Source organism: Cupriavidus sp. FW305-27 (genome assembly GCF_058787995.1).
Map to the genome: position 1 here is coordinate 1 of NZ_JBYTAG010000072.1, position 23,425 is coordinate 23,425.

Sequence of the window (23,425 nt, forward strand, 5' to 3'; positions counted from 1 at the left end):
CACCTACGCCGATCCCCCGCCCTACGTCCGCTTCGACCGCAGCCCCCTGCCCGTCACCGCCATGGCCGCCGACTACCTGCCCGGCCACGTGACCAACCCGCACCAGCATCCGCACGCGCAGCTGATCCACGCGGTGCACGGAGTGATGGTGGTGGCCACCACCGAAGGCCAGTGGATCGTGCCGCCCACGCGCGGCATGTGGATGCCGGGCGGCACCACGCACTGGATCCGCATGGTCGGCCGGGTGCAGATGCGCACCGCCTATATCCGCCCCGATGCCGCGCCCGACCTGCCGCAGCGCTGCACCGTGCTGGGCATCTCCGCGCTGCTGCGCGAGCTGATCCTGGCGGCAATCGACATACCCCTGCCCTACGCTCCCGGCACGCGCGGCGCGCGGCTGATGCGGCTGCTGCTCGATGAAGTGATGCTGGTGCCGTCGCTGCCGCTGCACCTGCCGCGCCCGGCCGATGACAGCCTGCGGCAGATCTGCGATGCCATCACCGGCGCGCCCGATACGGCGCTGACGCTGGCGGACTGGGGTTCACGGCTGGGGCTGGACCCCAAGACCATCCAGCGCCGCTTTGCGCGCGAAACCGGGATGACCTTCGGGCAATGGCGCCAGCAGGCGCGCCTGCTGGCGGCGCTCGAGAAGCTGGCCGCCGGCAGCAAGGTGGTGGATGTGGCGCTGGACCTGGGCTATGACAGCCCGAGCGCGTTTGCGACCATGTTCAGGCGGCAGTTCGGCGTGCCGCCAAGCGCGTTCTTCCGCTGAGCGGGGGCGCCATGGCGGTCAGCTCGCGAGGTATCGCTCCACCAGCCGCGTCCAGTAGGCCGCGCCGACGGTCAGGTTCTCGTCGTTGAAGTCGTAGCCGGCGTTGTGCAGCAGCGGCTGGTTGGCGCCGTTGCCCAGCCGCACGAAGCAGCCCGGGCGCTGCTGCAGGAAGTAGGCAAAGTCCTCGCTGCCGGCGATGCGCGCGGCCTGGTCCACCACCTTGCCGGCACCGACCAGCTCCTCGGCCACCTGGCGCGCGAACTCGGTCTCGCGCTCGCTGTTGACCAGCACCGGGTAGCCGCGCACATAGTCGACCTCGGCCACCGCGCCGTAGCCTTCGGCGTGCGACGTGGCCAGCTGGCGGATGCGGTTCTCCACCGATGCGCGCACCTCGGGGTTGAACGAGCGCACGCTGATCTCCATGCGCGCATTGTCCGGGATCACATTGGGCGCGTGGCCGGCGTGCAGCGTGCCGATCGTCACCACCGCGGTCTCGTTCGGGTCGACATAGCGCGCGACCACCGACTGCAGCGCCATCACCAGGCTGCCTGCCACCAGGATCGGGTCGACCGACTGGTGCGGGCGCGCGGCGTGGCCGCCCTTGCCGCGGATGGTGATGGTGACCGTGTCGCATGCCGCCATGAAGGGGCCCGAGCGGAACAGGAAGGTGCCCTGCTCCACGCCCGGATGGTTGTGCAGCCCGAAGATCGCATCGCAGGGAAAACGCTCGAACAGCCCGTCGGCCAGCATGCGCTCGGCGCCGCCGCCCGCGCCGATTTCCTCGGCCGGCTGGAAGATCAGGTGCACGGTGCCGTCAAAGTTGCGCGTGCGCGCCAGCTGCTTTGCCGCGCCGAGCAGGATCGCGGTATGGCCGTCGTGGCCGCAGGCGTGCATGCGGCCGGCATTGACGCTGGCGTACGGCAGTGCGGTGCGTTCGTGGATCGGCAAGGCGTCCATGTCGGCGCGGATGCCCACGCTGTGCCCGCTGTCACCGCAGCGCAAGGTGCCCACCACCCCGGTGCCGCCCACGCCGCGCGTGACCGTATAGCCCCACGTCTCCAGCAGGCTGGCGACCAGGCCCGAAGTGCGGACCTCGTCGAAGGCGAGTTCGGGATGCTGGTGGATATTGCGCCGGATGACTTCAAGTTCGGCGCGGCTGTCCAGGGTGTCGGCCAGCGCGCAGTACCGGTGCTTGAGTGGTGACGTGGGGGACGCCGTGAGGGTGGTGCCGAGATAGGACTCGATTTCGGGGGCGTGCTCAGACATGGTGTTTTGCTCTCTGGCGAAACCTGTACAACCAGTATTTCACGCAGAAAACGCGAGCGAAACGCCAAGCGTGCGAATTCCTGTAAAACCATGTAATCGGGCCCGTTTCAGCACCGGAACTGTTGCCCTAATCGTACGCTTTGTATGGAAACCAAACGCTTTGTGTAAAAGCGTATCGATGGGGAACCATTGCGGACCGCGTATTAGCCCGCGGCAGTGCTGCCGGCATGGGTCACCCCGAAGGGTGACGCGATGCCACTGCCCTGCCCTCAGAGTTCGCCGTAGGGCACCACCTGCTGCGTCTGCTCGCCCAGCCCGTCCACGCCCAGGCGCATGGTGTCGCCGGCCTTCAGGAAGCGCGGCGGCTTGAAACCCATGCCCACGCCCGGCGGCGTGCCGGTCGCGATCAGGTCGCCCGGCAGCAGCGTCATGAAGCGGCTGACATAGCTGACCACGGTGGCCACGTCGAAGACCATGGTGGCGGTGCTGCCCTTCTGCACGCGCTCGCCGTTGACCTCCAGCCACAGGCCCAGCGCCTGCGGGTCCTGCACTTCGTCGCGCGTCACCAGCCACGGGCCGGCCGGGCAGAAGGTGTCGCAGCCTTTGCCCTTGTCCCAGGTGCCGCCGCGCTCGATCTGGAACTCGCGCTCGGACACGTCATTGACCACGCAGTAGCCGGCCACGTGGTTCAGCGCCGCTTCGCGCGAGACATTGCGCGCGGTGCTGCCGATGACCACGCCCAGCTCCACTTCCCAGTCGGTCTTTTCCGAGCCGAGCGGCAGCATCACCACGTCGTTGGGACCATTCAGCGAGCTGTTGGCCTTCAGGAACACGATCGGCTCGGCCGGCAGCGGCATGCCGGCCTCGGCGGCGTGGTCGGCATAGTTCAGGCCGATCGCCACGATCTTGCCGACGCCGCTCCAGGGCACGCCAAAGCGTGCGCCCTCGATCACCGGGAGCGACGCGGGGTCCACCTGCGCCAGCCGCGCCAGCGCCGCCGGCGCCAGCTGCAACGCGCCGATATCGGCCACCACGCCGGACAGGTCGCGCACGCGGCCTTGCGCATCGATCATGCCCGGGCGCTCGGCGCCGGGGTTGCCTACTCGAACCAGTTTCATCGTCGTCGTTATCTTCAGGGGTTGTTCAGGCGGACTTCTTGAGGGTGGCGCCGATTGCGCCGGTTGCGCCGGCCTCGGCCAGGGTCTGCGCCACCACGCTCAGGACTTCCCTGGCGGTGTTCTCGGAGTGGGCGCGCAGCACCTGCGCCAGGCGCGGCCGGCCGGGCTCGCGCAGCGCGGCCATGATGGCCTCGTGTTCCTCATGCGACTCCTGCCAGCGGATGGTATCGGCATTGGCTGCACCGCGCGCGCGGTGCACCTTGCTCATCAGCGTGGCATAGACGCCGGCCAGCACCGGATTGGCGGCGCCGTCGATGATCAGCTGGTGGATTTCCTGGTTGATGCGGAAATAGTCGGTGCGCCGGCCCGCCGCATGCGCATCGATCATGGCCTGGTGGCGCCGCTCCAGCTTGGCCATGGCGGCCGCACCCAGGCGCTGTGCGGCCAGTTCACCCGCCAGCGCCTCGAGCCCGTGCAGGGTCTCGAAGGTGGCGCGCAGCTCCTCCAGGTCCAGCGGCGCCACGCGATAGCCGATGTACTGCCGGTGCAGCACCAGCCCCTCGGACACCAGCACCTTCAGCGCCTCGCGCAGCGGCGTCTTGGAGACATCGAAGGTCTCGCAGAAGGCCCGTTCATCGATCCTCGCGCCGGGCGGCAGTTCGCCCTCTTCGATCATGGTGCGCAGCCGGGCGGCGATTTCGGCCGACATGCCGAGCGTGCGCAGGCGCGTGGTTTGGGAAAGCGTTTGTGTCACAGACGTCACCAGATTGGGGAAATGCACCACGACAAGGCTACCACATACCAAAATTGTGCATGCGCAACATCGCAAAATCAATGACTTACACGCGTTGTAATTACAGATTACGTATCCTATACTCCGGCCTGTTGCGCAAAACGCCAACAGAACTGCCTCACCCAAGGACTAAAACAGGAGACGCCGTCATGCAGACGACAAGCCGGGCGACAGTGGTCACGGAGGCCAAGACCTCCGTTCGCTGGAAGATTTTTTTGATGATGCTGTTCCTCATCGCGATCAACTACATCGATCGCGCCTCACTGTCAGTGGCGATGCCGCTGATCGCCAAGGAGTTCGACCTCAGCCCCACCATGCAGGGCCTGATCCTCAGCTCGTTCTTCTGGACCTATGCGCTGATGCAGGTGCCGGGCGGCATGCTGGCCGACAAGTACAAGCCGCGCATCGTGATCGCCTGCGCCACCGTGTTCTGGGGCATTGCCCAGGCCGTGGCAGCCTTCACCACCAACGCCACCGCGCTGCTGCTGACCCGGCTCGGCCTGGGCGCGGCCGAGGCGCCGATCTACCCGGCCGGCGGCAAGCTCAACGCGATCTGGATGACCCAGAACGAACGCGGCCGCGGCGCCACCCTGCTTGACGGCGGCGCGCCGCTGGGCGCCGCGCTCGGCGCCATCATCATCACGTGGCTGATCGCCACGCTGGGTTCGTGGCGCCTGGCCTTTATCGTTGCCGGCGTCGGCACCGTGCTGGCCGGCGTGCTGGCCTGGTACTACGTGCGCAACTCCCCGCGCGAGCACCGCGGCGTGAACGAACTGGAAGCCCGCTACATCGAGGAAGCCCAGGCCAATGAACACCGCGCCGAGCCGGCCAACCTGTCGGGCCGTTCGCTGGACTTCTTCAAGTACCGCTCGGTATGGTGCATGGCGATCGGCTGGATGTGCTTCAACACCGTGTTCTACGGCCTGCTGACCTGGATGCCCAACTACCTGAACAAGGTGCACGGCTTCGACATCAAGCAGATGGGCGGCGCCAGCTTCATCATCTTCTTCAGCGGCTTCGTGGGCGAACTGATCGGCGGCTGGATCGCCGACAAGTGGAAGGAAGCCGGCGGCCGGCCCAATGTGGTGATGCGCACGCTGTTCGGCATTGCCGCGGTGGTGGCCACGGTCTCGATCTTCTCGGTGGCCTACGTCACCGACCCGATCGTGGTGGTCGTGCTGCTGTCGTCGACGCTGTTCTTCCTGCGCTGGTGCGGCCTGTTCTGGTGCGTTCCGTCGATGCTCGGCACCCGCAACAAGATCGGCTTCCTGGGCGGCGTGATGAACCTGGGCGGCAATATCGGTGGCATCACGGTGCCCATCATCGTCGGCATGATCGTGCAGTTCACCGGCTCGTACTTCCTGGCGCTGATGTTCTTCGCCGCGGCTGGCGTCGGCCTGCTGCTGGCTTCCACCGCCATCGACTACGAGACCAAGATCCCGGTCTGAAGACCCGTCGGATCACCGAACTCCGAAAAACCCGCGAAAGGGCCGGCAATGTCCCGGCCCTCGCAACCACTCCTGAGACAAAAAGCAAAATGACCAAGCAAATCCGCCTCGGCATGCTGACGCCGTCTTCCAACACTGCGCTCGAACCCATCACCAGCGCGATGGTAGCCGGCCTGCCCAACGTCAGCGCGCATTTCTCACGCTTCACCGTGACCGAGATCTCGCTGCGCGACCAGGCCCTGGGCCAGTTCAACCTGGACAAGATCCTGGCCGCCGCCAGCCTGCTGGCCGATGCCCGCGTCGATGTCATCGCCTGGAACGGCACGTCTTCCGGCTGGCTCGGCTTCGACAAGGATGAGGCGCTGTGCCAGCAGATCACCGAAGCCACCGGCATCCCGGCCACCACCTCGGTGCTTGCGCTCAACGAGATCCTGGAAAAGACCGGCGCGCGCAACTTCGGCCTGGCCACGCCGTACCTGGACGACGTGCAGCAGCGCATCATCGCCAACTACGAGCGCAGCGGCTTTCACTGCGTGGCGGAGAGCCACCTGGACCTGCATGTGAACTACAGCTTCGCCGAGGTCGAGGAAGACACCATCCGCGAGATGGTGCGCGGCCTGGCCCAGCACCAGCCGCAGGCCATCACCACCTTCTGCACCAACCTGCGCGCCGCGCACCTGGCCGAAGAACTTGAAGCCGAAACCGGCATTCCGCTGTACGACACCATCTCCACCGTGGTGTGGAAGTCGCTGCGCCTGTGCGGCGTGGACACGCGCGAGCTGCGCGGCTGGGGCCGCCTGTTCCGCGAAGTGGAGTAAGCCGATGTCCGCTCACGACAGCCTTGACCTGGTGATCCGGCGCGCGGACGTGGTCACTGCGTCCGACCGCTTCCGCTGCGATATCGGCGTGCGCAACGGGCAGATCGTCGCGCTCGGCCACGCGCTGCCGCAAGGCGCGCGCGAGATCGATGCCGATGGCCTGCTGGCGCTGCCCGGCGGCGTCGATGGCCATTGCCACCTCGACCAGCCCATGCCCGACGGCCTGCGCATGGCCGACGACTTCTTCACCGGCACGCGCGCCGCGGTGTGCGGCGGCACCACCACCGTGATCCCGTTTGCCGCGCAGGAGAAGGGCGCTTCGCTCAAGGCTGCCGTGGCGGACTACCATCGCCGCGCTGAAGGCCGCGCGGTGATCGACTACGCCTTCCACCTGATCGTGGCAGACCCCACGCCGGCAGTGCTGGCCGATGAACTGCCGGCGCTGATCCGCAAGGGCTACAGCTCGTTCAAGGTCTACATGACCTATGACGACCTGAAGCTGTCCGACCGCGAGATGCTGTCGGTGCTGGACGTCGCCAAGCAGAGCGGCGCGCTGGTGATGGTGCATGCCGAGAACGCCGACTGCATCTCGTGGCTGACCGACAAGCTGGTCGGGGAAGGGCGCATCGCACCGCGCTTCCACGGCCTGGCACGTCCCGCCGCAGTGGAGCGCGAGGCCACGCACCGCGCCATCACCTTTGCCGAACTGGTCGACGTGCCGATCCTGATCGTGCATGTCTCGGGCAAGGAAGCGATCGAGCAGATCCGCTGGGCACAGGGCAGGGGGCTGCAGATCCTGGCCGAGACCTGCCCGCAGTACCTGTACCTGACCGCCGACGACATGGCCTTGCCCGGCGACGACGGCTACGAAGGCGCCAAGTGCGTGTGCAGCCCGCCGCCGCGCGACCCCGAGAACCAGGCCGCGGTCTGGCGCGCGCTGACCAATGGCGTGTTCAGCGTGTTCTCGTCAGACCATGCACCGTTCCGCTATGACGACCCGCAAGGCAAGCAGCCGGGCGGCGAGCGGCCTTCGTTCGAGCACATCCCCAACGGCGTGCCGGGCATCGAGACGCGCCTGCCGCTGCTGTTCGACGGCGTGGCGCGCGGCAAGCTGTCGCTGCACCAGTTCGTCGAGCTGACCTCATGGCGGCCGGCACGGCTGTATGGCCTGTATCCGCGCAAGGGCACCATCGCCATCGGCGCGGATGCGGACATCGTGCTGTGGGACCCGAACCAGCGCGTGCAGATCCGCAACAGCGCGCTGCACCACGCGGTGGACTACACGCCGTACGAAGGCATCGAAGTGACCGGCTGGCCAGTGCATTGCTTCTCGCGCGGCGAGATGCTGGTGCGCGATGGCCAGTACCAGGAACCCCAGGCCGGACGCGGGCAGTTCCTGCCGGCGGGCGCGCCGATGCTTGGTTGATGACCTGCGGACCTGAAGACTGAAGAGCTGTGCAGGTTTGCTGTTTTCGCTGTTCGACAAACACTATCTCCCAATGCAACTCCTGATCGTCAATCCCAATATCAGCGAATCCGTCACCGCGCTGATCGAAGCCGAGGCGCGCCGCACTGCCGCCTCCACCACCACGCTGAAGATGGCCACCGCCCAGTTCGGCGTGGCCTACATCGAAACTCGCTTCGAAGCATTGGTCGGCGGCTATGCCACCGCCTGCGCCGCCGCGGAACACGCCGGCCAGTTCGACGGCCTGGTGGTCGCCGCGTTCGGCGACCCCGGCCTGGCCGGCCTGAAAGAGCTGTTCGACGTCCCGGTCGTCGGCATGACCGAAGCCGCGCTGGCCAGCGCCTGCCTGCTGGGGCAGCGCTTCTCCATCATCGCGATCTCGCACCGCATCCAGGCGTGGTACCGCGAATGCGTGGCGGCCAACGGCCTGTCGTCGCGGCTGGCCAGCGTGCGCTCGCTGCAGGAGCCGCTGCGCGATATCGGCAGCGTGCAGGAAGACCATGCCGCGCGGCTGGAGCAACTGGCCCTGCAGGCCATCGAGCAGGACGGTGCCGACGTGATCATCGTCGCCGGCGCGCCGCTGGCGGGACTGGCGCGCTCGCTGCAAGGGCGCATCCCGGTGCCGGTGGTGGATGGCGTGTCGAGCGCGGTGCGGCATTGCGAATCGCTGGTGGCCCTGCGCGCCGGCAGCGCCACGCAGGGCAGCTTCGCGCGGCCGCCGCGCAAGCCCAATGCCGGCCTGCCGCCGGCGCTGGCAAAGCTGCTCGACTGAGCGCAATCTAGCCGTGTGCAAATCTGCAATGCGCGTCCGCAAGGACGCGCATTGCTGCATAAGGGGGGCGATCCTAGACTGCCTGCACGGCCGCCGCATGGCGTGGCGGCCAGGCAACCACCACAGGATCGCAATGAAGCTCTACTACACTCCGGGCGTCTGCTCGATGGCCGTCCATATCGCCCTGCGCGAAGCCGGCCTGCCGGTCACGCTGGCCAAGGTCGACCTGCTCCGCCACAAGCTGGCCGAGCCTGAAAACGGCACCGACGACTACTACACCATCAACCCGCGCGGCTACGTGCCGCTGCTGCAGCTCGACGACGGCTCGCGCCATACCGAGGCGGCATCGCTGCTGCAATACATCGCCGACCTGGTGCCCGAACGCGCGCTGCTGCCCGCCGCCGGCACGCGCGAGCGGCTGGAAGCCACCGGCTGGATCACGCTGGTTTCAACGGAACTGCACAAGGTCTTCAGCCCGTGGCTGTGGCACAAGGAAACCGCGCAGAGCACGCAGGACGAGTGCAAGGCCAGGCTGCACCGGCGCTTTGCCGAACTCGACCAGCACCTGCAAACCCGCCATTACCTGATGGGCGACACGTTCACGGTGGCGGATGCTTACTGCTTCACCATCGTCGGCTGGGCCCGCATCCTGAAGCTGCCGCTCAACGACTACCCGGCGCTGCAGCAGTACCTGTCGCGCGTTGCGGCGCGGCCGGCGGTGCAGGAAGCGATGCGGGCCGAAGGGCTGGTGCGCGACTGAACCCGGCCGCGCGCGGAATCGCTCGCTCAGCGCTGCGCGCCGAGCAGCGATTCGATCTTCGCCACCAGTTCCTTGTCGTCCGGCCTGGTGCGGCTGCCATAGCTGGCCACCACTTGGCCATCGCGGCCGATCAGGTACTTGTAGAAATTCCACTTGGGCGTGGTGCCGGTTTGCTTTGCCAGCAGCGCGTACATCGGGTTGGCATCGCTGCCGCGCACATGCGACTTGCCGAGCATCGGGAACTTGACGCCGTAGGTGTTGTAGCAGAAGTCCGCGATCTCTTTCTGCGAGCCGGGCTCCTGCGAAAAGTCATTGGACGGGAAGCCCAGCACCACCAGCCCGCGCGCGCCGTACTTGGCGTACAGCGCCTCCAGGCCCTCGTACTGCGGCGTGAAGCCGCAATAGCTGGCGGTATTGACCACCAGCACCACCTTGCCGGCGTACTGGCACAGGTTCTGCGGCACATCGTCCTGCAGGCGCGGGAAGGTGAAGTTGAGCGAGGCGGGGCAGGCGCCCGCGGCAGGCGCCGCGGCGGGCTTGTCGGCGGCGCGCACGGGCGCCGGCAGCAGGACGGTGCTGGCCGCCGCCAGGGTCAGGGCGGCAGCCAGGCTGGAAAGCAGGGGACGACGGATCATGGCGACGGGGCTCCGGTGGTCGGCTCGCTGTATCGGGTACGCGTAGTTTACGCCGATGGCGGCCTGACGGATGCCGTGCCGGTCAGTCCATCGCCAGCGTGGCCGCGTGTTCGGTGACGCTGCCGCGCAGCTCCAGGTCCGGCATGCGGCGCACGATCAGCAGCGCCAGCACCGCCGCCGCCGCGCCCGCGGCAAAGAGCAGGTGGAAGCCCGACTCCACGCCGCCCGCCAGCACCGCGCGCACAGACGGCGACAGCTGCGCAAAGGCCTCGCTGCCGTGGCGCAGCGCACCGAGGTCCAGCGCCTGCGTGACCCCCGACGCCGCCAGCGCATGGCGGAATTCCAGCGTCAGCAGCGTGCCGGCGAGCGCCCCGCCCAGCGCGCTGCCGAGCGAGCGCAGCACCAGCAGCGCGCCCGTGCCGGCGCCGGTGTCGCGGCGCTCCAGCGCGTTCTGCACGCTCATCAGCGTGGCCACCATGGTCATGCCCAGGCCCACGCCGGCCAGCGTCATCGCCGCCAGCACCACCGCCAGCGGCACCGCCGGCGTCACCAGCGCCAGTGCGATCAGCCCCAGCGCGCCGGCGATATAGCCGGCGCTCAGGATGCCGCGCATGCGGCCCACGCGCGGCGCCAGCCACGCGACGATAAAGTTGCCCGCCACGGTGGCCAGCAGGAACGGCATCACCAGCAGGCCGGAGGTCGATGCATCCGCGCCGCGGACCAGCTGGAAGTGCAGGGGCAGGGCGAAGATGCACAGGAAGATATCGAGCGCGGCCAGCGCCGAGGCGGCCACGCCCATCACATAGGCCCGGTTGGCAAACAGGCGCGGCGGCAGCATCGGGTCCGCGGCGCGGCGCTCCTGCCAGATCAGCAGGACCAGGGCCGCCACCGCGGCCAGGAGCAGGGCGCCCAGCTCTGGCGAGAGCCAGTCGTAGACGTCGCCGCCCCAGCTCATCGCCAGCAGGAAGGCGACGATGGCCACCGCCAGCAGCAGCGCCCCCAGCCAGTCCACGCGCGCACGCCCGCCACGCGGCGGCAGCATGGCCAGCCCGCGGTAGCACATGAACATCGCCAGCAGGCCCAGCGGTACGTTGACCCAGAACAGCCAGCGCCACGACATATGGTCAGAGACCCAGCCGCCCACCAGCGGCCCGGCGATCGACGCCACCGCCCACACCGTGGCCAGGTAACCCTGGTAGCGCCCGCGCTGGCGCGGCGCCACCACATCGGCAATGGCTGCCTGCGCCAGCGACATCAGCCCGCCGCCGCCCACGCCCTGCAGCGCGCGGAACAGGATCAGCTGACCCAGCGTCTGCGCCAGCGCGCATGCCACCGAGGCGCCGATAAACAGCGTGATCGCCACCATCAGCAGGCGCCGCCGGCCAAAGCTGTCCGACAGCTTGCCGTACAGCGGCGTGGTCACCGTCGACACGATCAGGTACGCCGTCACGATCCATGACAGGTGGCTGAAGCCGTTCAGGTCATTGGCGATCGCCGGCACCGCCGGGATCACCACGGTCTGGTCGAGCGCGGCCAGCAGGATGCACAGCACGATGCCGCCGATCACCCGCATCACGGCGCGATGGTCGTGGGCGGGCAGGGCCGGCGTGGTGTCCCGGGCGGATGCGGCAGAAGAGGGTGAAGACATGGACAGGCACGAGACCGCAGCGATGTGCGGTGAAAGCTACGTCAAATGCAGGGAATATCGGCCGGGAACCGCGCAATAGGGGGCGTGACGCCGTCGCGGGTGGCCTAATTCAGCGAACGCATAATTATATGCGGCCAGCAAATATCGCGCTCGTGACCCAGATGTCTGGCACGTCACTGCGTGACAAGGATCAGGCACGATGGTCGATGCAAGATCACATCGCCACTACCGAAGGTAAGATTTCGTCATGACCGAGACCCCACGACACGAAGCAGGTCAGGCCGCCGATGCGGCCGGGCCCGAACTGGGCCAGTGGCACCCCGTGCTGGCCATCGAACAGGCCGACGGCGACGGCCCCTTCGCCGCCCGGCTCTTTGGCCGCGCGCTGGTGCTGTGGCGCAATGCCGACGGCTGGCACGCCTGGGACGACCGCTGTCCGCACCGCGGCGCCGCTTTCACGCTGGGCGCCGTGCACGATGGCCTGCTGCATTGCGGCTATCACGGCTGGCGCTTTGCCTCGGGCGGCCGCTGCACGCGCTATCCCGCCCACCCGGAACTGGTGCCTGCGCCGCGCGCCTGCGCCACCACGCACGCGGTGCGCGAGGGCTACGGGCTGTTATGGGTACGCCTTGGCGGCGACGGCACCGAGGCCGTGCCCGAACTGCCGTCCTTCCCCGAGTACCACGACGCCGAATGCCGCCGCGTGGTCTGCGGCCCCTACGACGTTGCCACCTCGGCGCCACGGCTGGTGGAGAACTTCCTCGACATGGCGCACTTCGGCTATGTCCATGACGGCTACCTGGGTGACCCGGCGCACACCGAAGTGCCGCCCTATGAAGTGGAAGCCATCGGCGATGCGCGCAAGCCCGACGCGCTGCGCACCATCGGCTGCCGCGCCTGGCAGCCGCGCGCGCACGCCAGCGCCGCCGGCGGAGCCATGGTCGAGTATGAATACCGCGTGGTTGCGCCCTACGCCGCGATCCTGACCAAGGTGCCCGACCTTGGCGACAACCATCGCGGCGCCATCGCGCTGTTTATCGGCCCGCGGGACGAGGAATCGAGCCGCGTGTGGTTCGTGATGTCACTGGTGACAGACGATGACGACGCCAGCCTGCGCGAATTCCAGGACACCATCTTCCTGCAGGACAAGCCGATCGTGGAGTCGCAGCAGCCGCGCCGCCTGCCGTTGCGCACCGGCGTGGAGGTGCCCCAGCCGGCGGACAAGCTGGCAGGCGCGTACCGCCGCTACCTGGCGGCGCATGGGGTGAGGTTCGGCACGCTGGGCTAGCCGGCGGCCGCGCGCGGGAGAGTGGACGGGGCGGGTGCGTGCAATGCGACCAGCCCCCGAACACGACAGGCCTAGCGCCCGCCCCCGGTGATGTAATGCTCGAGCTGCTCGATGATGAACTGCTGCTCGGAGATGATGTCCTTGACCAGGTCGCCGATCGACAGCATGCCGATCAGCTCGTCGCCTTCCATCACTGGCAGGTGGCGCAGCCGGTGTCGGGTCATCAATGCCATGCATTCGTCGGTGGTCTGGCTGGCGCCGACGTAGATCACTGCATTGGTCATGATGTCGCGAACCAGCGTCTCGCGCGAGGTGCGCTGCATCAGGATCACCTTGCGCGCATAGTCGCGCTCGCTCAGGATCCCCAGGATCTCGCCATGCTCGATCACCAGCAGCGCGCCGATGCCTTTCTCCGCCATCAGTTGCAGCGCGGTATAGACGGTCGCCGTGGGCGGGACGCTGTAAATGGCCTGACTCGGCTTGGACTCCAGAACCTGGCGTGCGGTTTTCATCACCAACTCCTTTTCCGTCGACAATGCAATGCGGCTGGCGGTGCCAATGCAATCAGAGTAGCAAAGTAACGCGCGCCGTTACAGGGTGACTTACGCGAATCTTTGTAAGCAATGTTGTGACGCCCGCATGGCAGCCGCCGGGTCAAGGTTGCGCATCGGTCGCTTTTTCGTCCAGTGCCGCCAGGCACAGCGCCTGCATTTCGGACACCCATTGCGCCGGCTGCAGCGCCGCGCCCTGCAGCAGCAGCCGATAGCGGCGCGCCCCCCAGACCGCCAGCACCAGTGCCTGCACCTTCGCGGCATCCGGGGCCGTGGGCAAGTCGGGGCAAGCGCACAGCGCCCGGCGCCAGGCCTCGCAGAACTCTTCGAACACGCGCCGGTGGTGCTTGGGCTCGGCGATGCGCGGCTCCAGCCCGATGATGTCGGCATCGAAGACGATGCCCGTGGCCTCGTCGTCCGCACCGCAAGCGATGGCCACTAGCCGCCGCACGCGCGTGCGCCAGTCGGCGTCAGCCCGTTGCGTGACCTCGGCGTCGATGCGCGCCAGCATGGTCTCGACCGTGTGGCGCACGTAGCCCGACGCCAGCGCTTCCTTGCTGGGAAAGTACTCGTACAGCGTACCCACCGAGAACCCTGCCTCCAGCGCCACCGCGCGCGTGGTCACGCCGTCCCAGCCATCGCGGCACCAGATCCGAACAAAGGCGTCGTAGATGGCGTTGACGGTGAAGTGCGCGCGCTGCTGCGAAGGGCGCTTGAGCGGCTTGCTGCGCGGCGTGGCGGGCCGTTTCAGGTCGCCGGCGGCGGGCGCTTCGTTTCCGAACCCGGCGGCGTTGGCGCGGCGATAGATTCTTGGCATCGGCCTCACGGAAGTCATGGCGAACATTGCACGCCGGACGGACGGGCCGCGAACCAGGAGAAGACATGGCAGCAACTGAACCGACCCTTGCCATCACGCGGCTGTTCAGCCGCAAGGATGCCCTAAACGAAAGCCGGCTGGAAGCCGCGCACGAACCCGCCAGCGCCGCGCCCGGCGAAGTGCTGCTGCGCCTGGACCGCTTTGCCCTGACCACCAACAACATCACCTATGCCGCCTTTGGCGAGGCCATGCAGTACTGGGACTTCTTTCCCACCGGCCAGCCGCAGTGGGGCCATATGCCGGTGTGGGGCTTTGCCGATGTGGTGGCCTCCGGCGTCGACGGCATCGCCCCCGGCGAACGCTTCTACGGCTACTTCCCCATCGCCAGCCATTTCCGCATGCAGCCCGGGCGCGTCACCGCGCGCGGCTTCTACGATGCCGCGGCGCACCGCGCAAAGCTGACCTCGGCCTACAACCAGTACACCCGCGTGCAGAACGACGCCGCCTACGCGCCGGAACTGGAGCACTACCAGATGCTGTACCGGCCGCTGTTCATCACCTCGTTCATGCTGGCCGACTTCCTGGAAGACAACCGCTTCTTCGGCGCACGGCGGCTGGTGGTGTCCAGCGCCTCCAGCAAGACGGCCTATGGCACCGCCTTCTGCCTGCGCGACCTCGACGGCATCGCGCTGACCGGGCTGACCTCGGCCCGCAACCGCGCCTTTGTCGAAGACCTCGGCTGCTACGGCAGCACCGTCACCTATGACGAACTGGCATCGGTGCCGGTGGACGAGCCCACGCTCTATGTCGACTTCTCCGGCGATGAGTCGCTGCGCGCGCGCGTGCATGCGCATTTTGGCGACAGCCTGGTGTACGACTGCTTTGTCGGCTCGACGCAGAACACCGGCTTCCTGCGCAACCTGCACCTGCCCGGGCCCAGGCCCGAGTTCTATTTCGCGCCGGTGCAGATCCGCAAGCGCAATGCCGACTGGGGACCGCAGGAAGTGAACCGGCGCTTCAACGCGGCGCAGCGCCGCTTTATCGACCATGCGCGCGATCCGGCCAAGCGCTGGCTGGCGCTGGTGGAGGAACGGGGATTCGAAGCCGCGCAGGCACGGATCGCGCGGCTGGCGGCGGGGAGCGGGGCGCCGCAGGAGGGGTACGTGGTGGTCGTGGGGTAAAAGCAGAACGGGCCCCGCATGGGGCCCGTCTTTCACTCCGTCAGCATCCGCACCTTCACCTTCTTGCCCTTGACCTTGCCGGCATTGAGCCGCTTCACCGCCTCGCGCCCGATGCTGCGCTCCACCGCGATATAGGTCGACATCTCCAGCACATTGATCTTGCCGATCTGCTCCTTGGTGAAGCCCGCCTCGCCGGTCAGTGCGCCCAGGATGTCGCCGGGGCGGATCTTCTCCTTGCGGCCACCCAGCATCTGCAAGGTCACCATCGGCGGCAGCAGGCGTTCATTGCTGGCGGGCCTCAGGTCGGCCAGCGGCTGCCATTCGAATTCGCCGCCGTGGTGCTGTTCCAGGTTGCCCACGCGGCCCATCTCGTCCATGCTGACCAGGCTGAAGGCCCAGCCTTCCTGGTCGGCGCGGCCGGTGCGGCCGATGCGGTGCACGTGCACCTCAGGATCGGGCGTGATCTCGACATTGATCACGGCCTCGAGCTGCGCGATATCCAGCCCGCGCGCGGCCACGTCGGTTGCCACCAGCACCGAGCAGCTGCGGTTGGCAAACTGCACCAGCACCTGGTCGCGCTCGCGCTGCTCCAGTTCGCCGTGCAGCGCCAGCGCCTGGTAGCCCTGCGCGCGCAGCAGTTCCACCAGCTCGCGGCAGCGCGCCTTGGTATTGCAGAAGGCCAGCGTGCTGACCGGGCGGAAGTGGTCCAGCAGGCGCCCCACCGTGTTCAGGCGCTCGCCTTCCTCGACCTCATAGAAGCGCTGGCGGATGGTGGTGTTGTCGTGCGTAGCCTCCAGCTTGACCGACTGCGGGTTGCGCAGGAAACGGTGGCTGAGCTTGTCGATGCCGGGCGGATACGTGGCCGAGAACAGCAGCGTCTGCCGGTCCTTCGGGCAGCGGCTGGCCACATAGGCGATGTCGTCGAAGAAGCCCATGTCGAGCATGCGGTCGGCCTCGTCCAGCACCAGCGTGTTGATGCCGGACAGATCCAGGCTGCCGCGGTCGATGTGATCCAGGATGCGGCCGGGCGTGCCCACCACGATATGTGCGCCATGGATCAGGCTGTCGACCTGCGGCCGCATCGGCGAGCCGCCGCACAGTGTCAGCACCTTGATGTTCTCTTCGGCGCGCGCCAGGCGGCGGATTTCCTGCGTGACCTGGTCGGCCAGCTCGCGCGTGGGGCACAGCACCATCGCCTGCACATCGAAGCGGCGCGGATCGAGCCGGTGCAGCAGCGCCAGCCCGAAGGCGGCGGTCTTGCCGCTGCCGGTCTTGGCCTGCGCCACCAGGTCCTGGCCTGCCAATGTGATCGGCAGGCTGGCCGCCTGGATCGGCGTCATTTCGTCATAGCCAAGCTGCGCCAGCGTGGCGAGCATGGTGGGCGACAGCGGCAGGTTGGAAAAAGCGGTGCCGGCTTGCGGCTGGGCGGGGGTCGAGTTCATGCGCGATTATAGCGATCCGGGGATGTCGATCCGTCAGTCATCGGCCGGCGGCGTCCAGTCCAGCCGCTCCAGCAGCGCCTGCGCCGCGGCCGGCGCGCGTTCCTTGGCGCCGTTGATAAAGAAGACAAAGACTTCGCGCTTGCGCGCGGCGGTCTTGCGGTCTTCCACCGTCGGCAGGTCGTCCGGCTGGTGGCCCTGCGCCCACGTGCGCACCCGCGCAGCCCACGCATCCAGGTCCCTGGGCGCATAGCCGGCCTTCAGCTTCGCGCTGCTGGCCATCAGCCGTGCATAGACAAAGTCTGCCGTGAGATCCGCCATCGACGGAAACTTGGGCGAATCGGTAAAGACCGTGGCGGCCTTGTACTTGCGCGCGAGCTTGAGGTAGTCCGGCGACTGGAAGCTGTCGTGCCGCACCTCCAGCACGTGGCGCAGCTTCACGCCTTCCACCGAATCCGGCAGCAGCTGCAGGAAGGCCTCGAAGTCCTCCGCATCGAACTGCTTGGTGGGCGCGAACTGCCACACCACCGGCCCCAGCTTGCGGCCGAGCTCGGCAATGCCGCTGTCGATGAAGCGTTCGATCGATTCGCCGGACTCGGCCAGCACGCGCCGGTTGGTGGCAAAGCGCGAGGCCTTCACCGCGAACACAAAATCATCCGGCGTGTCGTCGCGCCATTTGGCGAACGAGGTGCGCTTCTGCGTGCCGTGGTACGTGCTGTTGATTTCGATCGCGCTGAGGTGGCGGCTGGCATAGGCCAGCTCACGCGCCTGTGCCAGGCCGGCGGGATAGAAGTTGTCGCGCCACGGGGCGAAATTCCAGCCACCGATGCCAACCCGCACCGGCTCGGTGGACGTGGCGGCTTTGCGTGACCTGGCCTTGGGTGTGGCCTCTGAGGTTGCTGCAGTCCTGGATGCGGCCTTCGCCGCGGTGCGTGCTGCCATAGCGCGATCTCCCGAAACGCGAGACTGGCAGTCTAGCGGGAAACTGCGCCAGGCGGTGGCGGCGCAAACACGCCCCTGGCCAACAAAAAAAGCCGGAAGAGGGCCAGGCCCCCTTCCGGCTCCGTTCCCGGTCCCCCGGAATCAGAACGAGAAATTCACCAGGGCGTCGGCAGCGCTCACGTCCGCCGGCTGGGTCTGCACCGCACCCGTGGCGCTGGTGGCCTGCACGCTGTACTTGCCCGCGGCAGCGCCATCCGGCTGCAGCGGAATCGGCAGCGCGGCCTGGTAGGTGCCGATCACCGGAGCGGCCACCGGCAGCGCCGGTTCGGTGGCAAACATGCTGTAGGCGCCGGTATCGCTGGCGGCGGCCGTCGCCGCAATCTCGAAATTGCCGCCATTGACCAGTTGCAGCGCGCGCAGGGTCGCTTCCGCCGAAACCGGCGTGACCGAACCCGAAACCCGGCGATAGGTCGACGCCGGCAGCGACATCGGTGCCGCCGCGGTCGAGATCGCCGTGGGCGTGCCCACCACCACCGGCACGGCGCGCACGATGCCCGCCGCCTTGCCATTGGCAGAACCCGGCACCACCACCACGTCAACTGGACCGGCCGTGCTGCTCTGCTCGATCGGTGACAGCTTGAAGTTGCCGTTGGCGTCCGCCACCGTCGACTTCACCACCACGCCGTTGCGCTCGGCATAGACGCGCGCACCCGGTGCCCCGCTGACCACGCCGTTCACTTCACCGCTGACGGTCATCGGGATCGCCGTCACCACCGGCTTCAGGCCAAAGGTGCCATTGCCGCGCGTGACCACCGACTTGCACGCGTCAAAGTCCAGCACCAGGTCGGTCAGCGTACCCGCTGCCACGGTGAACGGCCGATTGATCTTGATGCCCGACTGCACCGCGCTAGGCGTATCCAGCGTCTGCTCAGTGCCGCCGATGGGCACCACCGAGTTGGCCAGCGCACCGGCGCCGCCGCCACGGTTGGCATCGAGCACCAGGCGCACCTGCTGGTAGTTGCCGGCAGGCAGCGCGGCCTGGCCCAGCACCGTCATCACGCCGTTGGTCAGCGACAGCAGGTCGATCTTGCGCGCGGGCACGACGTCGATATCGACCCAGCCCCCGGCGCTCGTCTCGGCGCTGGCGCTGCTGTGCACGCGCACCTTGTTGACGGTCACGAAGACATTGTTGAAGCCACAGGCCGGCGCATCGGTCATCGAGACCTTGAGCGTGCCCTGCCCGCCGCCATCATCGCCACCACCACCGCAGGCGGCCAGCGCCAGGGCACCGCTCAAAGCAAGCACGCGCATCGGCGCGGAAGTCAAGGAAAGGACTGACACGGTAGGCTCTCCGTTTGGGTTATTTGTGAGTTGATCGGAGGATATGTTGCCGATCGCATAACGGCTGTAAGTCTTTGTAATACGTTGTGAAAAAGTCGTTAGCTTGTCTGATGACTGATCAGAAAGGCTTGACGACATATGTGATCCCGCCCAAGCCGCCGTCGGATGCGCTGCGGCAAGCGTTCTGCTGCGGCTGCCGTCATGCCCATGAACGCCGTATCAACATCATCGCTGCATTGCAACGCCGCTTGTATTGCAACGCATCCGATTTGGCGTTTGATCAGGCCGAAACCCGCTCCCACCCGCTCCTGCGTGTGTTCGCGTTACGAATGCAGATCCACCAGCGCGCATTCCCGAACCGCGCAAGCGCACTATCGTGCACCAACTTGGCGTGTTGTGTCGTCAACCTGATCACATTCGACAGGGTTTCTCCTGTCGGCCTCAAGTCGGGCGCACCCGCTCCGTATACAGCGGGGTGGAAATCCCACACACAAACGCCCCCAAACGATTCCCTACGAAGGATCTCCCCTGATGTTCACTACCATCCGTGCGCGGATCGTGGCCCTGTGCGTGGCCATCGTCATCGCCGCGCTCGCCATCAATACGGCGCTGAACCAGTTCGTCGCCAACCGCTATAACGAAGACGCCATCGACAGTAGCCTCGCGGCAGTGCAGAGCGGCCACGCCAGCGCCATCGCCGACTGGGTGGCCTCGCACAGCCAGATGATCCAGTCGCTGCAGGACGCCATGCTGCAGCCCGAACCCGATGCTGCGCTCAGGCAGATTGCCGACGCCGGCGGCTTCACCAACGTCTACGTCGGCTACGCCGACAAGACCGCGAAGTTCTCCAACCCGCAAGGCATCCCGCCCGGCTACGACCCGACAGGCCGCCCCTGGTACCAGCAGGCTGCCACGGCCGGCAAACCCGTGGTCACGCCGCCCTATGTCGATGCCGGCACCGGCAAGCTGGTGGTGGCATTTGCCGCGCCAGTGGTGCGCGACGGCGGCGTCAAGGCCGTGGTGTCCGGCGATGTGGCGATGGACAGCGTGATCGCCAACGTCAAGGCGATCCACCCCACGCCGGCAAGCTTCGGCATGCTGGTGGCCAGGAACGGCGACATCGTCGCCCACACCGACGACAAGCTCACGCTCAAGCCGGTGACGGAACTCGCGCCTGCGCTGAACGCCGACAAGCTCGCCGCACTGGCCGGCGCAAAGACGCCGCTGGAAGTCGAAGTCGGCGGCAGCGCCAAACTGCTCGGCGCGCGCGCCATCCCCGGCACCGACTGGATGGTCATCGTCGCCCTGGACAAGGCCGAGGCCACCGCCGGCATGCGCTCAGTGCTGATCGCATCGGTGATCGCAATGGTACTGATCGCAGGCATGGCCGCCGCCGTAGTGTGGGGCGTGGCAACGATGTCGTTGCGCGGCCTGTCCACCGTGCGCGATGCCATGGACGCCATCGGCTCCGGCGACGGCGACCTGACCCAGCGCCTGCCCGCCGACGGCAACGACGAAGTCGCGCAGATCGCGCGCGCCTTCAACACCTTTGCCGACAAGCTCTGCACCATCATGCGCCAGATCCGCGACGCCAGCGAATCGGTGCGCGCCGCCTCCGACGAGATCGCCGCCGGCAACACGGACCTGTCGCGCCGCACCGAATCCGCCGCCGCCAGCCTGCAGCAGACCGCGGCCTCGATGGAAGAAATCACCGCCACCGTCAGCCAGTCGGCCAGCTCGGCCCAGCACGCCAACGAATCCGTCACCGCGGCCTCGCGCGTGGCCGCCGACGGCGGCGTCGTGATCGGCGAAGTCATCACCACCATGGGCCAGATCGAGAACGCCTCGGTCAGGGTCTCCGACATCATCGGCGTGATCGAAGGCATCGCCTTCCAGACCAACATCCTGGCGCTCAACGCCGCGGTCGAAGCCGCCCGCGCCGGCGACCAGGGCCGCGGCTTCGCCGTGGTGGCGGGCGAAGTGCGCGCGCTGGCCCAGCGCAGCGCCCAGGCCGCCAAGGAGATCAAGACCCTGATCGAATCCACCGTAGGCAGCGTCAGCTCCGGCTCCGGCCAGGTCCGCCGCGCCGGCGACACCATGAGCGAGATCGTCAGCAACGTCTCCAGGGTGACCGGCATTATTTCCGAGATCACTCAAGCAGCCATGGAACAGACCCGCGGTATTCAAGAGGTGAATATGGCGGTGAGCCAGCTGGATCAGATGGTGCAGCAGAATGCGGCGCTGGTTGAGCAATCCACGGCGGCTGCCGCGGCGCTGCAGACGCAGGCCGGGAGCCTGGCGGGGGCGGTGGGGCAGTTCAGGTTGGGGTGAGATTGGCTCCATCCTTAAGCTAATCTCCGCAAATTCTGCGGAGAATGGCCCCGCCAGACTCCGCAGAGACCAAAAAAGGGGCCATTCGAAACGCTTGTTCAGGGCGGAACGTCAGTCCATTGGAAGCCCGTGGGCATGCTTCCTTCCACCAATCGCCCCCGACGCCGCCGCCCGCAGGATCCGCTGGAACGTCGGGCACTCCATATGCCTTGGCGCCGGACAAACCGCCGCATGCCGCAGTCCGTCGCGCATCGCCGTCAGCTTGCGGATGGTCCGGTCCAGCTCATCCGCCTTGGCCGCCAGCACCTGCCGGTCGATGTTCGGCTGGCCCTGTGGCGAGAACATCCGTGCGATGTCATCCAGCGAGAAACCGGCGGCACGCCCCAGTGCGATCAGCGCCAGCCGCTCCAGCACGCCGGCATCGAACACGCGCCGCATCCCGCGCCGGCCGATGGACGCGATCAGCCCCTTTTCCTCGTAGTACCGCAGCGTCGAGGCCGGCACGCCAGCCTGCCGGGCCACTTCCGCAATATCCAGGCTTGTCACCGCTTGACCTCAAGTCGACTTGAACTGGCACAGTGTAGCTTCCATGCCAGGGCGGCGTGCAAGGAGATACGACCATGGGTGAGCAACAGCAGACCAGCAGCAACGGCGGCGACCAGGCCGCACTGTGGAACGGCCCGTCCGGCCATGCCTGGGTCGCGGAGCAGGCGGTGCTCGACGACATGCTCCGGCCGCTGGAAGGCCGGCTTGTCGATACGGTGGGCAAGACTTCCGCGCAGCATGTGCTCGATGTCGGCTGCGGCACCGGCAGCACTACGATCGCGCTGGCGCGCAAGCTCGGCGCGCAAGGCAGATGCACCGGCATCGATATTTCCGAGCCGATGCTCGCCGCTGCACGGGCACGCGCGCAACACAACGGCTCGACCGCCAGCTTTATTCGCGCCGACGCGCAGGACTACGCCTTCGCGCCAGCAAGCTTCGACAGCATCGTGTCGCGCCTGGGCGTGATGTTCTTCAGCGATCCGGTGCGGGCCTTTGCCAACCTGCGCCGGGCCGCAACACCGGATGCCACGCTCCACTGCATCGCCTGGCGCAGCGCCTCAGAGAATCCGTTCATGACCACCGCCGAGCGAGCGGCCGCACCGCTGCTGTCCAACCTGCCGCCGCGGCAGCCGGGGGCGCCGGGGCAGTTCGCCTTCGGCGACCGCCAGCGCGTGCAGGCCATCCTGGAAGAGGGCGGCTGGGGCGGGATCGATGTCGAGCCGATCGACTTCGCCTGCACGCTGCCGGAGCCTGCGCTGGTGGACTACCTGTCCCGCCTGGGTCCCGTCGGACTGGCCCTGCGCGAGGCCGATGCAAGCACACGCGCCAGCGTCATCGAAACCGTCCGCGCGGCATTCGAGCCTTACGTTCATGGCGCAACTGTGCGCTACACCGCTGCCTGCTGGATGATCACCGCCCGCGCTGCGGCTTCATCACTGACCGCCGGCGAGTCTGCCCATGCCTGATACAGCGGTGGCCCTCCTGCTCAATGCAGTCGTGATCGGCACCGGCGCAACGCTGGTGATGGACGCCTGGGCCATCCTGCGCAAGCGGCTGCTGGGCGTCCCTGCGCTGGACTATGGACTCGTAGGCCGTTGGCTCGCATGGCTGCCGCGAGGACGCCTTTGCCACCATCCCATCGCCGCATCGCCGCCGGTGCGCGGCGAGCGCGGGATCGGCTGGATCGCGCATTACCTGACCGGCATCGTGTTCGCGGCCATCCTGCTGGGGCTATGGGGACTCGACTGGGCACGTCATCCGACGCTGGCACCCGCGTTGATCGTCGGCATCGGCAGTGTGGCGGCACCGTTCCTGCTGATGCAGCCGGCGATGGGTGCCGGCATCGCCGCGAGCCGCACGCCGCGGCCAAACGTGGCACGGGTGCATAGCCTGGTGACGCATGCGGTGTTCGGGCTGGGGCTCTATGTGGCGGGTTGGGTCGTGAGCCTGGTAGCGAACTGACAAGCGGGCACAGCGGCAGGCTGCCGCGGTACG

At 67.5% G+C, this 23,425-nt stretch carries 22 protein-coding genes; 11 read left to right on the top strand and 11 right to left on the bottom strand.

Going from position 1 to position 23,425, the window contains the following annotated elements; translation table 11 throughout:
• Positions 1-772 (top strand): AraC family transcriptional regulator (locus AC3WRI_RS27345; protein ID WP_492294462.1); only part of this gene is annotated, 772 nt, incomplete at its 5' end.
• An 18-nt stretch (positions 773-790) separates the two neighbouring features.
• Here AC3WRI_RS27345 and AC3WRI_RS27350 read toward each other — a convergent pair.
• The 3 genes from AC3WRI_RS27350 to AC3WRI_RS27360 all read right to left on the bottom strand — a co-directional run bounded on the left by AC3WRI_RS27350 (position 791) and on the right by AC3WRI_RS27360 (position 4,057).
• Positions 791-2,038: a M20 aminoacylase family protein gene (locus tag AC3WRI_RS27350; protein WP_011614335.1), complete on the bottom strand. Its 1,248-nt coding sequence runs from the start codon at positions 2,036-2,038 to the stop codon at positions 791-793.
• A gap of 269 nt (positions 2,039-2,307) precedes the next feature.
• A complete protein-coding gene (locus AC3WRI_RS27355; protein ID WP_011614334.1) occupies positions 2,308-3,156 on the bottom strand; it encodes a fumarylacetoacetate hydrolase family protein in 849 nt (282 codons plus the stop codon).
• A gap of 25 nt (positions 3,157-3,181) precedes the next feature.
• Positions 3,182-4,057 (bottom strand): GntR family transcriptional regulator, encoded by an 876-nt coding sequence (locus tag AC3WRI_RS27360; protein WP_231881372.1) that lies wholly within the window; start codon positions 4,055-4,057, stop codon positions 3,182-3,184.
• Positions 4,058-4,098: 41 nt separating this feature from the next.
• Here AC3WRI_RS27360 and AC3WRI_RS27365 point away from each other — a divergent pair, with 41 nt between their 5' ends.
• The 5 genes from AC3WRI_RS27365 to gstA all read left to right on the top strand — a co-directional run bounded on the left by AC3WRI_RS27365 (position 4,099) and on the right by gstA (position 9,212).
• A complete protein-coding gene (locus tag AC3WRI_RS27365) occupies positions 4,099-5,397 on the top strand; it encodes an MFS transporter (protein WP_010811437.1) in 1,299 nt (432 codons plus the stop codon).
• 89 nt (positions 5,398-5,486) lie between these two features.
• Entirely contained in the window at positions 5,487-6,215 is a 729-nt protein-coding gene (locus AC3WRI_RS27370; protein WP_340528437.1) for a maleate cis-trans isomerase family protein, read from the top strand.
• A 4-nt stretch (positions 6,216-6,219) separates the two neighbouring features.
• Positions 6,220-7,641: a dihydropyrimidinase gene (gene hydA / locus AC3WRI_RS27375; protein ID WP_439671147.1), complete on the top strand. Its 1,422-nt coding sequence runs from the start codon at positions 6,220-6,222 to the stop codon at positions 7,639-7,641.
• 73 nt (positions 7,642-7,714) lie between these two features.
• Positions 7,715-8,452: an aspartate/glutamate racemase family protein gene (locus AC3WRI_RS27380; RefSeq protein WP_010811434.1), complete on the top strand. Its 738-nt coding sequence runs from the start codon at positions 7,715-7,717 to the stop codon at positions 8,450-8,452.
• 133 nt (positions 8,453-8,585) lie between these two features.
• A complete protein-coding gene (gene gstA / locus AC3WRI_RS27385) occupies positions 8,586-9,212 on the top strand; it encodes a glutathione transferase GstA (protein ID WP_010811433.1) in 627 nt (208 codons plus the stop codon).
• A 26-nt stretch (positions 9,213-9,238) separates the two neighbouring features.
• Here the strand turns inward: gstA and AC3WRI_RS27390 are convergent, their stop codons facing one another.
• Positions 9,239-9,847 carry a glutathione peroxidase gene (locus AC3WRI_RS27390; protein WP_010811432.1) on the bottom strand — a complete coding sequence of 203 codons (609 nt, stop codon included), beginning with the start codon at positions 9,845-9,847 and terminating at the stop codon, positions 9,239-9,241.
• Between the two features lie 82 nt (positions 9,848-9,929).
• On the bottom strand, positions 9,930-11,420 hold the full coding sequence (locus AC3WRI_RS27395; protein WP_010811431.1) for an MDR family MFS transporter: 1,491 nt from the start codon (positions 11,418-11,420) through the stop codon (positions 9,930-9,932).
• 322 nt (positions 11,421-11,742) lie between these two features.
• Between AC3WRI_RS27395 and AC3WRI_RS27400 the strand changes: the two genes are divergently transcribed.
• Positions 11,743-12,783, top strand: coding sequence for a Rieske 2Fe-2S domain-containing protein (locus AC3WRI_RS27400; RefSeq protein WP_010811430.1), 1,041 nt, complete (start codon positions 11,743-11,745; stop codon positions 12,781-12,783).
• 71 nt (positions 12,784-12,854) lie between these two features.
• On the opposite strand, the gene AC3WRI_RS27405 is transcribed toward AC3WRI_RS27400, so the two are convergent.
• Complete coding sequence (locus AC3WRI_RS27405) at positions 12,855-13,295, bottom strand: CBS domain-containing protein (RefSeq protein WP_010811429.1); 441 nt, start codon at positions 13,293-13,295, stop codon at positions 12,855-12,857.
• A 142-nt stretch (positions 13,296-13,437) separates the two neighbouring features.
• Positions 13,438-14,151, bottom strand: coding sequence for a TetR/AcrR family transcriptional regulator (locus tag AC3WRI_RS27410; protein ID WP_011614326.1), 714 nt, complete (start codon positions 14,149-14,151; stop codon positions 13,438-13,440).
• A 65-nt stretch (positions 14,152-14,216) separates the two neighbouring features.
• On the opposite strand from AC3WRI_RS27410, the gene AC3WRI_RS27415 reads away from it, so the two are divergent.
• Entirely contained in the window at positions 14,217-15,332 is a 1,116-nt protein-coding gene (locus tag AC3WRI_RS27415; protein WP_492294464.1) for a DUF2855 family protein, read from the top strand.
• Positions 15,333-15,364: 32 nt separating this feature from the next.
• Here the strand turns inward: AC3WRI_RS27415 and dbpA are convergent, their stop codons facing one another.
• The 3 genes from dbpA to AC3WRI_RS27430 all read right to left on the bottom strand — a co-directional run bounded on the left by dbpA (position 15,365) and on the right by AC3WRI_RS27430 (position 19,024).
• Positions 15,365-16,774 carry an ATP-dependent RNA helicase DbpA gene (gene dbpA / locus AC3WRI_RS27420; RefSeq protein WP_010811426.1) on the bottom strand — a complete coding sequence of 470 codons (1,410 nt, stop codon included), beginning with the start codon at positions 16,772-16,774 and terminating at the stop codon, positions 15,365-15,367.
• Between the two features lie 33 nt (positions 16,775-16,807).
• Entirely contained in the window at positions 16,808-17,713 is a 906-nt protein-coding gene (locus tag AC3WRI_RS27425) for a DUF72 domain-containing protein (protein ID WP_011614324.1), read from the bottom strand.
• Between the two features lie 141 nt (positions 17,714-17,854).
• Positions 17,855-19,024 (bottom strand): DUF4382 domain-containing protein, encoded by a 1,170-nt coding sequence (locus tag AC3WRI_RS27430; protein ID WP_041687089.1) that lies wholly within the window; start codon positions 19,022-19,024, stop codon positions 17,855-17,857.
• Between the two features lie 561 nt (positions 19,025-19,585).
• On the opposite strand from AC3WRI_RS27430, the gene AC3WRI_RS27435 reads away from it, so the two are divergent.
• Positions 19,586-21,385, top strand: coding sequence for a methyl-accepting chemotaxis protein (locus AC3WRI_RS27435; RefSeq protein WP_492294466.1), 1,800 nt, complete (start codon positions 19,586-19,588; stop codon positions 21,383-21,385).
• 111 nt (positions 21,386-21,496) lie between these two features.
• Here the strand turns inward: AC3WRI_RS27435 and AC3WRI_RS27440 are convergent, their stop codons facing one another.
• A complete protein-coding gene (locus AC3WRI_RS27440) occupies positions 21,497-21,931 on the bottom strand; it encodes a helix-turn-helix domain-containing protein (RefSeq protein WP_011614321.1) in 435 nt (144 codons plus the stop codon).
• 74 nt (positions 21,932-22,005) lie between these two features.
• On the opposite strand from AC3WRI_RS27440, the gene AC3WRI_RS27445 reads away from it, so the two are divergent.
• Entirely contained in the window at positions 22,006-22,896 is an 891-nt protein-coding gene (locus AC3WRI_RS27445) for a class I SAM-dependent methyltransferase (RefSeq protein ID WP_011614320.1), read from the top strand.
• Positions 22,889-23,392 carry a DUF2938 domain-containing protein gene (locus AC3WRI_RS27450; protein WP_010811420.1) on the top strand — a complete coding sequence of 168 codons (504 nt, stop codon included), beginning with the start codon at positions 22,889-22,891 and terminating at the stop codon, positions 23,390-23,392. The genes AC3WRI_RS27445 and AC3WRI_RS27450 overlap by 8 nt, the downstream gene beginning before the upstream one ends.
• Positions 23,393-23,425 lie beyond the last annotated feature (33 nt).